General features: G+C 40.4%; 10 protein-coding genes. 3 read left to right on the top strand and 7 right to left on the bottom strand.

The features are described from left to right. Window positions 1-2: 2 nt before the first annotated feature. From QL998_RS01650 to gyrA, 7 genes are all read right to left on the bottom strand, one after another. The gene (locus tag QL998_RS01650) at window positions 3-284 is read right to left on the bottom strand and encodes a LapA family protein (RefSeq protein WP_007583056.1); all 282 of its coding nucleotides are present in this window, start codon (window positions 282-284) and stop codon (window positions 3-5) included. 21 nt (window positions 285-305) lie between these two features. Then, on the bottom strand, window positions 306-593 hold the full coding sequence (gene ihfB / locus QL998_RS01645) for an integration host factor subunit beta (RefSeq protein ID WP_007583054.1): 288 nt from the start codon (window positions 591-593) through the stop codon (window positions 306-308). Window positions 594-660: 67 nt separating this feature from the next. After that, window positions 661-2,328 (bottom strand): 30S ribosomal protein S1, encoded by a 1,668-nt coding sequence (rpsA, locus tag QL998_RS01640; protein WP_002961176.1) that lies wholly within the window; start codon window positions 2,326-2,328, stop codon window positions 661-663. A gap of 95 nt (window positions 2,329-2,423) precedes the next feature. After that, entirely contained in the window at window positions 2,424-3,134 is a 711-nt protein-coding gene (gene cmk / locus QL998_RS01635; RefSeq protein ID WP_007583052.1) for a (d)CMP kinase, read from the bottom strand. A gap of 106 nt (window positions 3,135-3,240) precedes the next feature. Next, on the bottom strand, window positions 3,241-4,518 hold the full coding sequence (gene aroA, locus QL998_RS01630; protein WP_039489784.1) for a 3-phosphoshikimate 1-carboxyvinyltransferase: 1,278 nt from the start codon (window positions 4,516-4,518) through the stop codon (window positions 3,241-3,243). Continuing rightward, the gene (gene serC, locus QL998_RS01625; RefSeq protein WP_182681332.1) at window positions 4,518-5,600 is read right to left on the bottom strand and encodes a 3-phosphoserine/phosphohydroxythreonine transaminase; all 1,083 of its coding nucleotides are present in this window, start codon (window positions 5,598-5,600) and stop codon (window positions 4,518-4,520) included. The genes aroA and serC overlap by 1 nt, the downstream gene beginning before the upstream one ends. Before the next feature lie 322 nt (window positions 5,601-5,922). Beyond that, window positions 5,923-8,622, bottom strand: a complete 2,700-nt coding sequence (gene gyrA / locus QL998_RS01620) for a DNA topoisomerase (ATP-hydrolyzing) subunit A (protein ID WP_007583046.1) — start codon at window positions 8,620-8,622, stop codon at window positions 5,923-5,925. A gap of 176 nt (window positions 8,623-8,798) precedes the next feature. Here gyrA and ubiG point away from each other — a divergent pair, with 176 nt between their 5' ends. From ubiG to nrdA, 3 genes are all read left to right on the top strand, one after another. Continuing rightward, complete coding sequence (ubiG, locus tag QL998_RS01615; protein WP_182196099.1) at window positions 8,799-9,509, top strand: bifunctional 2-polyprenyl-6-hydroxyphenol methylase/3-demethylubiquinol 3-O-methyltransferase UbiG; 711 nt, start codon at window positions 8,799-8,801, stop codon at window positions 9,507-9,509. Then, window positions 9,509-10,189, top strand: coding sequence for an HAD-IA family hydrolase (locus tag QL998_RS01610; RefSeq protein ID WP_182196096.1), 681 nt, complete (start codon window positions 9,509-9,511; stop codon window positions 10,187-10,189). Before ubiG ends, QL998_RS01610 begins: the two co-directional genes overlap by 1 nt. 408 nt (window positions 10,190-10,597) lie before the next feature. Beyond that, window positions 10,598-12,880, top strand: a complete 2,283-nt coding sequence (gene nrdA, locus QL998_RS01605) for a class 1a ribonucleoside-diphosphate reductase subunit alpha (RefSeq protein ID WP_182733173.1) — start codon at window positions 10,598-10,600, stop codon at window positions 12,878-12,880. Window positions 12,881-12,918: the final 38 nt, after the last annotated feature.

Raw genomic sequence — 12,918 nt, 5'->3', positions numbered from 1 at the left:
AGTTAGGTGTCTTTATTCGCGGCAAGCTTTTTTTTATCTTTTTCAGGCGCTAATTGCTTTTTTAAGCGGTAGTTTTGCCACTTTAATTGTGAAAACAATTTAAAGCTAATAAAACAACCCACTAAAACACCTAATAAAAAGCAGATACTTATTATTACAGCTAAAGGTAGTGTATTACTGGCTATAATATAATTTATTTGTACTAACTGTGGGTTTTGTGACCCTAATACAAATGCACTGATAAGGCATAGCGCAACCAGAATAATTTTTAATACCTTGAACAAGTAACTACTCCACTAAGTTAACTAGGCAATGCTTTCATTTACGCGGTCGCGTAATTCTTTGCCTGGTTTAAAATGAGGTACATGCTTTCCTTCAAGCTCAACTGTATCGCCAGTCTTAGGATTACGACCTGTGCGAGGAGCGCGGAAATGCAAAGAGAAACTACCAAAACCTCTGATCTCAATACGATCTGAAGTAGATAATGAGCCGGCCATTTGTTCAAGAATTTCTTTTACAGCATTCTCAACATCTTTCACTGGAACGTGTGCGTGTTGTTCCGCAAGTGTTTCTATCAGTTCTGACTTAGTCATAGCGTTTCCTTAAAAAGAGATATAGGAAGGGCAAAAAATGCCCTTCCAACTAAAAACTAATTATATATTAGTCTTTTTGTGCATTTGCGAAAGCAGCTGCCATTGCGTTTTCAAACACTGGCTCTTCTTTCTTAAGCTTCTCTAGTACTTCTTTCTCTTCTGCTTCGAAAAGAGCTTTTACAGATAAGCTTAAAGTGCGGTTCTTACGATCAACACCAACGTATTTAACTTCAATCTCGTCGCCTACAGAAACAACAGTAGTTGCATCTTCAACGCGTTCTTGAGCGATATCAGCTACACGGATGTAACCTTCAACGCCTTCGATAAGTTCAACAGTTGCGCCTTTCGCATCAACTTCAGTCACTTTACCTTTAACAATAGCACCTTTTTTGTTTGCATCAAGGTAGTTATTGAATGGGTCAGCTTCGATTTGCTTAACACCTAGAGAGATACGTTCACGCTCTGGGTCAACTTGCAATACGATAGCAGTGATTTCGTCGCCTTTCTTGAATTCACGTACAGCTTCTTCGCCAGGTGTATTCCAAGAAATGTCTGAAAGGTGTACAAGACCGTCAATACCACCGTCAAGACCGATAAAGATACCGAAGTCAGTGATTGATTTGATCTTACCAGTAACTTGATCGCCTTTGTTTTGTAGACGAGCAAATTCCTGCCAAGGATTAGCAATACATTGCTTAAGACCAAGAGAAATACGACGACGTTCTTCGTCAATTTCTAAAACCATAACTTCAACAGTGTCGCCTAAGCTAACAACTTTTGAAGGATGGATGTTTTTGTTAGTCCAATCCATTTCAGAAACGTGTACTAAACCTTCAACGCCTTCTTCGATTTCCACGAAACAGCCGTAATCTGTAAGGTTAGTAACACGACCAGAAAGTTTAGAACCTTCTGGGTAACGACCAGCGATAGCTGCCCATGGATCTTCACCAAGCTGTTTAAGGCCTAGAGATACACGAGTTTTATCTTTGTCGAATTTTAGAACTTTAACTGCGATTTCGTCGCCAACATTAACGATTTCTGAAGGGTGCTTAACACGCTTCCAAGCCATATCAGTAATGTGTAGTAGACCATCAACACCACCAAGGTCAACGAATGCACCGTAGTCAGTAAGGTTCTTAACGATACCTTTAACTTCTTGGCCTTCAACAAGGTTAGCAAGAAGCTCTTCACGTTCTTGTGAGTTTTCAGATTCGATAACTGCACGACGTGAAACAACAACGTTGTTACGTTTTTGGTCAAGCTTGATTACTTTAAATTCAAGCTCTTTGCCTTCAAGGTGAGTTGTGTCACGTACTGGACGAACATCAACAAGTGAACCAGGTAGGAAAGCACGGATTGAATCAACTTCAACTGTGAAACCGCCTTTAACTTTACCGTTGATAACACCAGTAACAGTCTCTTGCTCTTCACATGCTTTCTCAAGACGGATCCATGCTTCGTGACGCTTAGCTTTCTCACGAGAAAGAATAGTTTCACCGAAACCGTCTTCAATTGCATCTAGTGCAACATCTACTTCGTCGCCTACAGCAACTTCAAGTTCACCAGCAGCATTTTTGAACTGCTCTGCAGGGATAGCACTTTCTGATTTAAGACCAGCATCTACAAGTACAATGTTATTCTCGATAGAGATTACTGTACCTTTAACGATAGAGCCTTGCTCTGCTTCAAAACCCTTTAAGCTTTCTTCAAATAACTGCGCAAAATTTTCTGACATACGAATATACGTCTCATATATTAATACCAATAAGCAACCATGCTGCATGGGGTTGTTAAAATAGCACTGGCATCCTGCTGGCGCATAAAATGTGTTTAGCTTCGTTTAGGAAGCTTACCTTCAGAGATTGCAATATCCAATAAAGTTATTACCTTATCAAACACTTGCTGTGCATTGAGCTCGCTAGTATCAAGCTCAATAGCATCATCTGCAGGTACAAGCGGAGCAACGGCACGATTCATATCGCGCTCGTCACGAGCTTGAATGTCCTGTAATAGACCACTTAGTGTAACATCAAGACCGCGCGTATTCAACTCAACAAAGCGTCTACGAGCACGCTCTTCTGCACTTGCTGTTAAATATATTTTTAACGGCGCATCTTGAAAAACCACAGTGCCCATATCACGGCCATCGGCAATTAAGCCGTTTTCAGTGCGAAATGCACGCTGGCGACGTAATAACGCTTCACGAACGCGAGGTAATGCTGCAACTTTTGATGCTGCAGCGCCTACTTCTTCATTACGAATAGTAGTAGTTACATCTTCGCCTTCTAAAATAACTTTTCCTGCATTAGTTTGGCTATCTACCAAAAACTGCACATCTAAATTTGCAGCAAGAGGGACAAGCCCTTCTTCATTGTCTAATGCAATTTGGTGATGAAGTGCAGCTAAAGATAAAACGCGATAAATCGCACCGCTATCTAATACATCCCACCCTAACTTGTCGGCTAACAAGCGACAAACAGTTCCTTTACCTGAACCACTTGGGCCATCAACGGTGATCACGGGCATTAATAACGCCTGCATTTAAAACCTCCTGCAATGCACACCTAAATAAACCGCGACATTATACGTCAGTTATTAAAATATATCTGCTATTAGTGTGTAACTTTTGTAATTACTTCTAATTAGCTTATTCACTGACTGACGCTAAAACATTGAAAAATGTGGGAAATGTTTTATAGGTACACTTTGGATCATTAATTGTTATTGGCTTTCCACCAACGGCAACCATTGCAAAACACATGGCTATACGGTGATCGTCGTAAGTATCAACAGCAACATCATTAAATGTTTCAGGTGGGGTGATCTCTATAAAATCTTCACCTTCTACAACCTGTGCGCCTACTTTACGAAGCTCAGTTGCCATTGCATATAAACGGTCTGTCTCTTTTACTCGCCAGTTATAAATGTTACGAATGGCTGTTGGGCCTTTGGCAAAAAGAGCAACAGTTGCAAGAGTCATAGCTGCATCAGGAATTGCATTGGCGTCAATATCCACACCTTTTAGTTCGCCTTTGCGAACAACTAAACGCTCATCATACCAATCAATTTTTGCGCCTACTTGCTCCATTACTTTGGCAAAGCCTATATCACCTTGCACCGACTTGGCACCCACGCCCTTAATTTCAATCTCACCGCCTGCAATTGCAGCCGCAGCAACAAAGTAAGAGGCAGAAGATGCATCGCCTTCAACCATTATGCGATCTAATGATTGATACTGTTGACCACCTTTAACTTTAAAGGTTGCATAATCACTGTGCTCAACATTAACCCCAAAACGTGCCATTACATCAAGTGTAATATCAATATAAGGTTTAGAGACTAAAGTACCTTTAATAGTTATTGTTGTATCACCGTTAAATAATGGCGCTGCCATTAATAGAGCGGTTAAAAATTGACTTGAAATACTGCCGTCAATTTCAACCTCACCGCCTTTTATTTGGCCACCCACAATTTTAAGTGGTGGGTAGTCTTTGTGCTTTGTATAAGTAACATCACCACCCAATGCTTGCAGCGCGTCAACCAAGTGCCCTATCGGGCGCTCTTCCATACGTGGCTCGCCTATTAGCTCGTACTCACCAGCAACGGCAGCAAGTACAGCCGTTAAAGGTCTATAAGCAGTACCCGCATTACCTAAAAACAAGGGCTCAGTCGGTGTATTAAACACACCACTAACACCCTCTACGGTGGCTACAGTGCGTTCATCATTTAAAGTTACATTTACACCTAATAACTTTAAGGCGCCCAGCATATGGCGTATATCGTCACTATCAAGTAAGTTTTCTACAACGGTAGTACCGCTTGCAAGTGCTGCTAATAATAAAATTCTGTTCGATAGACTCTTTGAACCTGGTAGGGTTACTGTGCCATTTACTCTAGAAATAGGTTCTAAACGAAGTTGCTCCATTAGCTATGCTCCTTTGCAAAAGCAGCCATAAAGTCTACAAGTGCTTGAACACCCTCAAGAGGCATTGCGTTATAAATACTAGCGCGCATACCGCCCACTATTCTGTGACCTTCAAGAGCAAGTAACCCTGCATCTTTAGATTGAGCAACAAACTTATCATTTAAGCTTTCATCATTAAGCCAAAACGGAACATTCATACGTGAACGGCAATGTTTAGCTACTTTATTGGTATAAAAGCTCGATTCATCAATAAAGTCATAAAGTAGCTGCGCTTTAGCAATATTTTGAACTTCCATCGCTTTTACGCCACCATTACTTTCAAGCCATTGAAATACTTCAGCAGCTAAATACCAAGCAAATGTAGGGGGCGTGTTAAACATACTGCCTTGTTTTGCTTCTAATGCGTAATCTAAAATGCCGGGCTTAGGTAAGCCTTCACGCTCAAGTAATGTTTTACGAACAATAACGATTGATATGCCCGACGGGCCGATATTTTTTTGCGCACCAGCGTAAATTAAATCAAATTTATTAACGTCTATTTCGCGTGATAAAATAGTTGACGACATATCAGCAACGATCGGTGCTGTTGGGTGGCTTGGTACATCAAAAATTTCTAAGCCGTCAACCGTTTCGTTAGGGCAATAGTGAATGTAAGATGCATCTTCTGGTAACACCCAATCAGCAACCTGTTTAATAGAAAACTCGCCATTGGCATCATTACGCACATCAATAGAGGTTGCTTGAGTAAACTTGTTGGCCTCGTCTGTTGCACTTTTTGACCACACGCCGTTTTCGCAATAAACCGCAACTTTGCCTTCTTGGTGTAAATTTAATGGCACAGCACTAAACTGACCACGGCCACCACCATGCATAAACAGCACTTCAAATTCATCACTGATATTCATTAGGCGACGAAGGCTGGCTTCACATTTAGCTGTAAGGGCTAAAAACTCTTTGCTACGATGGCTTATTTCCATCACAGACACACCTAAATCTTGCCAATCTAGAAACTCTTTTTGTGCTTTTTTCATAACCGCTTGCGGAAGCATAGCTGGCCCCGCACAAAAATTATATTTACTCATTACCTTTGCCTCATTCCAGTAATTTAACTACTAAGCATGAACATTTAATACCAATCCGCTAAACCTTTAAAATTTAATGAATAATACCAATCCGCAATAATACTTAATCATTTTGCGGGGCTAAACGTGTCGCTACTTGCGTTAAAAAATTCTCATTTAGAACAACTAAATAGCGAATTTTTTGCCTAGCTATCAACACGTTTTTCCACCCTCAAAATAGATCTCTTAATTAAGCGAATTGGTATGAGTATAATTTCACACCCTATTAATTTTTTTCAACAACATTAAAAAAAAGCGGCCAAGGCCGCTTTTTCAATATCAATTATTCTGAAGGAGGATTATCATCCGCTACTTCATCAATAACCGTATCTACAGTTTCAACGTCTTCAATATCAATCAAGTCACTTTCTGTAACTTCAATCTCTTCTATACGTTGTAAACCAACTACTTGCTCTCCGTCAATAGTTCTGATCAAAATAACACCTTGTGTGTTACGTCCAACCGTTGAAACTTCATTAACGCGAGTTCGTACTAAGGTACCACGATTCGAAATAATCATTATTTCATCGTTGTCATCAACTTGCACAGCACCAACAACAGCGCCGTTACGTTCACTCACCTTAATTGATACAACACCTTGTGTTGCACGACTCTTAGATGGGTAATCTTCAAGTTGTGTACGCTTACCGTAACCATTTTCAGTTACCGTTAGAATGGCACCGTCAGTTTTTGGTACAATTAACGATACTACGCGTTGCTCGTCTGGCATTTTAATACCACGAACACCTGTAGCAGTACGACCCATTGGGCGAACACCTTTGAAGCGAATCTCAGGGTTACCTTCTTCGTCTAATACTGGGTTACCGTTTTCATCAACAACTGTTGTTTCTTCAGCTTCTTTGAACCGTACAACTTTACCTGCATCAGTGAACAACATAATTTCGTTGCTACCATCGGTAATATCAACACCAATCAAGCTATCGCCATCATTTAAGTTAACAGCAATGATACCGCTTGCACGTTGACGACTGTAAGCCGTTAATGGTGTTTTCTTAACTGTACCGAATGCAGTTGCCATAAAGATATATTTATCTTCTGCGTACTCGCGTACTGGCAATATAGCAGTAATACGTTCATCAGCTTCAAGTGGTAACAAGTTAACAATTGGCTTACCGCGCGCTGCACGACTTGCTAGTGGTAACTGATACACTTTAAGCCAATATAAACGACCGGCCGTAGAGAAACATAAAATAGTATCGTGTGTATTTGCAACTAACAGACGTTCAATGAAATCTTCATCTTTCATCTTCGTTGCTGACTTACCTTTACCACCACGACGCTGTGCTTCGTAATCAGACAATGCCTGATACTTCACATACCCTTCGTGAGAAAGCGTTACAACAACGTTTTCTTCGGTAATTAAGTCTTCAAGACTGATATCGTGAGCCGCTGCATTAATCTCAGTACGACGTTCGTCGCCATACTGCGCTTTAATTTCAACTAGTTCGTCACGAATAACTTCCATTAAACGCTCAGGTGTTGCCAAAATATAAAGTAGTTCAGCAATTAACTCTAATAACGCTTGATATTCAGTTAAGATTTTTTCGTGTTCAAGACCAGTAAGCTTGTGTAAACGCAAATCTAGAATTGCTTGAGCTTGTTGCTCAGAAATATAGTATTGACCGTCGCGAATACCTAAATCATCAGCAAGCCAATCTGGACGGGCTACATTATCTTCGCCTGCTTTTTCAAGCATACCTTGTACATGACCTAATTCCCACGGACGTGCAGTTAAAGCAATTTTAGCTTCAGCAGGTGTAGGTGATTTACGAATAAGCTCGATAATTGGGTCAATGTTTGCAAGCGCAATTGCTAAACCTTCAAGCGTGTGAGCACGGTCACGCGCTTTGCGTAAATCAAACACGGTACGACGAGTTACTACTTCACGGCGGTGAATAATAAACTCTTCAAGCATTTCTTTTAGATTAAAACACTTAGGTTGGTTGTTAATTAATGCAACCATATTCATACCAAACACAGTTTGTAACTGAGTTTGTGAATACAAGTTATTTAAAATAACTTCGCCTACGTCACCACGTTTAATTTCAATAACGATACGCATACCGTCTTTATCTGATTCATCACGTAGTGCACTAATACCTTCAATTTTCTTATCTTTAACAAGCTCAGCAATTTTTTCAATTAAACGGGCTTTATTAACTTGATAAGGAATTTCGTGAACGATGATTGTTTCACGGCCTGTTTTTTCATCGGTTTCGACGTCGGCGCGTGCACGCATGTACACTTTACCACGGCCAGTTAAATAGGCTTGTTCAATGCCTTTTTTACCGTTGATAATTGCAGCCGTTGGGAAATCAGGACCAGGGATATAATCCATTAACTCTAAAATAGTTAAATCAGGATTTTGAATAAGTGCCAAACAACCGTTCACAACTTCAGTTAAGTTATGTGGTGGTATATTTGTAGCCATACCTACTGCAATACCTGACGAACCATTCACTAATAAATTAGGAACTTTCGTTGGTAAAACATCAGGGATGAACTCAGTGCCATCGTAGTTAGGAACGAAATCAACCGTTTCTTTTTCAAGATCGGCTAATAACTCATGCGACATTTTTGCCATACGTACTTCTGTATAACGCATTGCCGCTGCTGAATCACCATCAACCGAACCGAAGTTACCTTGGCCATCTACAAGCATGTAACGTAGTGAGAATGGCTGAGCCATACGAACTATCGTGTCATAAACTGCACTGTCGCCGTGTGGATGGTATTTACCGATTACGTCACCGACCACACGGGCCGATTTTTTGTAAGGCTTGTTCCAGTCATTACTAAGCTCGTTCATTGCAAACAAAACGCGGCGATGAACAGGTTTTAAGCCGTCACGTACGTCTGGTAATGCACGTCCTACTATTACGCTCATTGCGTAATCTAAATAGGAGTTTTTTAACTCGTCTTCAATATTGACTGGCAGAATTTCATTGGCGAGATCAGTCATTTGATATCACATTCCTTCAGTATCAGCTCTCAACAACCCGGTATTGGGTATTAAGAGTATTGTTATTATTTCTAACAGCCATGCTATCACAATTAATTTTAATTTACAGGCGCAAAACTTTGCGATTTATCAATTTAGCCCTATATAATGGCCTCAGATTGACGAGGAAGTATTTTATGACCGAACATCAAAATGTAGATCACGCAGAAATAGCAAAATTTGAAGCCATCGCTGAGCGTTGGTGGGACCTAGACGGAGAATTCAAACCTCTTCACGAAATTAACCCGTTACGTTTAGACTTTATAGCAAATAAAACGCAAGGCCTATTCGATAAAGAAACACTCGACGTTGGCTGTGGTGGCGGTATTTTAAGCCAAAGCATGGCGCGCATGGGCGCAAAAGTAACTGGCATCGACATGGGGCAAGAGCCTTTAACTGTTGCTAAGTTGCACAGTTTAGAAACTGGCGTAAATGTAGATTATATAAAAGTGCCTGCAGAAGAGTTTGCAACACAGTACCCTGAGCGCTTTGATGTAATAACGTGTATGGAAATGCTTGAACACGTTCCCGACCCAGCATCTATCATTCATGCTGTAGCCGCACTTGCCAAACCAGGCGCAGATGTGTTTTTTTCAACCCTTAACAAAACACCTAAAGCATATTTATACGCGATTGTTGGCGCTGAAAAACTTTTAAAAATGGTACCTGAAGGTACACACGACCATAAAAAGTTTATAAAACCTGCACAGCTTATTTCATGGGCAGAGCAAGCCGGTTTAAAAGTCCGTGCAAGTACAGGGCTTTCTTATAACCCACTATCAAAGCAATATACGCTCAATAGTGACGTTAGCGTAAATTACATACTTTATTTTGAGAAGTTAGCTTAATGGCTAATTCTCAAGCCCCCTTATCCATTATTGAGTACGATGCATTTTTATTTGATTTAGACGGCACCCTACTCGACACCGCTGATGATTTAGGTGCCGCTTTAAACGCAGTCCTTATTAGCAATGAAATAGAACCAGTTAGTAGTGATGTATACCGTCCTGCGGCATCTAACGGCGCAGGCGCATTATTAGAGGCTGGTTTTAAAGAGTTATGGGACAAACAACACCAAAGCGAGCTTATAAAGCAATTAGTTAACGAGTACGCTGCAAACATAGCAAAACACACGCATTGCTTCAGCGGAGTTGAATCGTTACTTATCGCCCTTGATCAGAAAAAGATCAAGTGGGGGATCATGACTAACAAGCCTGGCTTTTTAACCGATCCTTTAGTGGCAGCTATTCCCGCATTGAAAAATGCCAGTGTAGTAATAAGTGGCGACACCTTAACTGAAGCTAAGCCATCACCTTTACCACTGCTGCATTGTGCAAAGCTCATGCAAGTAGAACCAAAGCGCTGTTTATACATTGGTGATGCACAGCGCGACATACAAGCAGGCAAAGCCGCAGGTATGCATACCGCAACGGCTCTTTGGGGTTACATCCCAAGTAAAGATGAAGCGATAGCTTGGGAAGCCAATTTTAACTGGCTAAGTCCAATTGACGGTTTTAACCATATATAGTGTCATGTTAATTATTAAACACTATATATTGTGATTGTGTTAGTTTTCACACAAAGCTTGCTGATAAAAAAAGCAGTCAAAATTTATTTTTAAAATGCGTAAATTTAGCAGATCATTAGTTGATTTTTGCATATTTCAACTTAAATGATTGTTCGAAGGTGAGTGTCTACTAACACAAATGCGTTATCCCAAAGTTATCCACAAATAGGGGCAATTATGTCCCTTGCAAAACAACTCAGACCACACTATCTTGTGATCTCTAAATTGAACAACACCAGATATTGTGGCCAAATGTTATTCAATTAAATTCGCCAATATGGTGAAACCTATAATAAATGAGTATGTACCTTGCTTCGGCGAGGTATAAAGCATTGGTCAAAATACATAATTCCCAAGGAATACAGGCAAATGAACCAACAGTTATCTGTAAGCAAACGTGACGGGCGCAAAGAGCCACTTGATCTGGATAAGATCCATCGCGTTATTGAATGGGCCGCCGAAGGTTTAAACAACGTTTCGGTTTCGCAAGTTGAATTAAAATCGCATATTCAGTTTTACGACGGTATTCGTACCAAAGACATCCACGAAACCATCATTAAAGCAGCAGCGGATCAGATTTCAAAAGAATCGCCTGATTATCAATACTTAGCTGCACGTTTAGCTGTATTCCATTTACGTAAAAAAGCGTATGGTCAATTTGAACCACCACGTTTATTTGACCACGTAACAAAAATGGTTGGCGATAAACGCTACGATGCTCACTTATTAGTAGATTACACAGAGCAAGAATTAGACGAGCTTGATGCATACCTTGATCATTCTCGCGATCTTAACTTTAGCTACGCAGCTGTAAAACAGCTTGAAGGCAAGTACCTCGTTCAAAACCGTGTATCGGGTGAAATATACGAAAGTGCACAGTTTTTATATATTTTAGTAGCAGCAAGCTTATTCTCTGACTACCCACGTGAAACACGTACTGATTACATTAAACGTTTTTACGACGCGGTATCATTATTTAAAATATCTCTACCAACGCCAATTATGTCAGGTGTCCGTACGCCTACTCGCCAGTTTAGCTCGTGTGTATTAATTGAATGTGGCGATAGCCTTGATTCAATTAACGCTACATCGTCTGCAATCGTTAAATACGTATCACAACGCGCAGGTATTGGTATTAACGCTGGTCGAATTCGTGCTTTAGGTAGCCATATTCGTAACGGCGAAGCGTACCATACAGGTTGTATTCCTTTTTATAAGCACTTTCAAACAGCTGTTAAAAGTTGTTCGCAAGGTGGTGTACGCGGCGGTGCTGCAACTTTGTTCTACCCGCTTTGGCATCTAGAAGTAGAAAACCTACTTGTACTTAAAAATAACCGTGGTGTAGACGACAACCGCGTTCGTCACCTTGATTACGGCGTACAGTTTAATAAACTAATGTACTCTCGTTTAATTAAAGATGACTACATTACATTATTTAGCCCATCAGATGTGCCTGGCCTTTACGATGCATTTTTTGAAGACCAAGCTGAGTTTGACGCACTTTACGTAAAATACGAACAAGACGAGTCTATTCGTAAAAAACGTATTAAAGCCATTGAGCTTTTCTCTATGTTTGCGCAAGAACGTGCAAGTACAGGTCGTATTTATTTACAAAATGTGGATCACTGTAATACACACAGCCCATTTATTTCTAAAGTTGCGCCAATTCGCCAATCTAACTTATGTTTAGAAATTGCATTGCCAACTAAGCCACTTAACAACGTAAATGACGAAGAAGGCGAAATTGCGCTTTGTACACTTTCTGCGTTTAACTTAGGTGCAATAGAGTCACTTGATGAGCTTGAAGAGCTAGCTGAACTTGCAGTACGCGCACTTGATAACTTACTTGATTTCCAAGACTACCCTGTACCGGCGGCTAAAAATGCAACTATGGGTCGTCGTACACTAGGAATAGGCGTGATTAACTACGCTTACTACCTAGCTAAAAACGGTAAGCGTTATTCAGATGGTAGCGCAAATGCATTAACACATAAAACCTTTGAAGCTATTCAATACTACTTAATGAAAGCATCAAACGAGCTTGCTAAAGAGCGTGGCGCATGTCCTAAGTTTAACGAAACAACGTACTCTCAAGGCATTATGCCAACAGATACGTACAAACGTGATTTAGATAAAATTTGTGATGAGCCACTTCATCTTGACTGGGATACACTACGTGCAAATATTAAAGAGCACGGTATGCGTAACTCAACACTAAGTGCATTAATGCCATCAGAAACATCGTCGCAAATCTCTAATGCAACTAACGGTATTGAGCCACCACGTGGACATATTAGCGTTAAAGCAAGTAAAGACGGTATTTTAAAACAAGTTGTTCCTGAGTATGAGCGTTTAAAAGATCAGTACGAGTTACTATGGGACATTCCATCAAACGATGGTTACTTGCAGCTTGTTGGCATAATGCAAAAATTTGTTGACCAAACAATTTCTGCAAATACAAATTATGATCCAAACAAGTTCGAAGGCGGTAAAGTACCTATGCAAGTCTTATTAAAAGACTTACTAAGCGCGTACAAACTAGGTGTTAAAACCTTGTATTACCACAATACTCGCGATGGCGCCTCAGATTCACAAGAAGATACTCCAGAAGTGGAAGATGATGATTGTGAAGGCGGCGCGTGTAAAATATAACTGCTGATTTTTATTTTAAGCGGGCATTTAGCCCGCTT

It is taken from the genome of Pseudoalteromonas sp. APC 3691 (assembly GCF_030408135.1).
GTDB lineage: Bacteria > Pseudomonadota > Gammaproteobacteria > Enterobacterales > Alteromonadaceae > Pseudoalteromonas.
Note: the sequence above shows the minus strand (reverse complement) of the source record. Positions and strands in the feature narration are given on the sequence as shown.

What these genes read in the sequence shown, in the direction of transcription:
- ihfB (WP_007583054.1), bottom strand. Translation starts at nt 593, where the DNA reads ATGACTAAGTCAGAACTGATAGAAACACTTGCGGAACAACACGCACAC.
- rpsA (WP_002961176.1), bottom strand. Translation starts at nt 2,328, where the DNA reads ATGTCAGAAAATTTTGCGCAGTTATTTGAAGAAAGCTTAAAGGGTTTT.
- cmk (WP_007583052.1), bottom strand. Translation starts at nt 3,134, where the DNA reads ATGCAGGCGTTATTAATGCCCGTGATCACCGTTGATGGCCCAAGTGGT.
- aroA (WP_039489784.1), bottom strand. Translation starts at nt 4,518, where the DNA reads ATGGAGCAACTTCGTTTAGAACCTATTTCTAGAGTAAATGGCACAGTA.
- serC (WP_182681332.1), bottom strand. Translation starts at nt 5,600, where the DNA reads ATGAGTAAATATAATTTTTGTGCGGGGCCAGCTATGCTTCCGCAAGCG.
- gyrA (WP_007583046.1), bottom strand. Translation starts at nt 8,622, where the DNA reads ATGACTGATCTCGCCAATGAAATTCTGCCAGTCAATATTGAAGACGAG.
- ubiG (WP_182196099.1), top strand. Translation starts at nt 8,799, where the DNA reads ATGACCGAACATCAAAATGTAGATCACGCAGAAATAGCAAAATTTGAA.
- QL998_RS01610 (WP_182196096.1), top strand. Translation starts at nt 9,509, where the DNA reads ATGGCTAATTCTCAAGCCCCCTTATCCATTATTGAGTACGATGCATTT.
- nrdA (WP_182733173.1), top strand. Translation starts at nt 10,598, where the DNA reads ATGAACCAACAGTTATCTGTAAGCAAACGTGACGGGCGCAAAGAGCCA.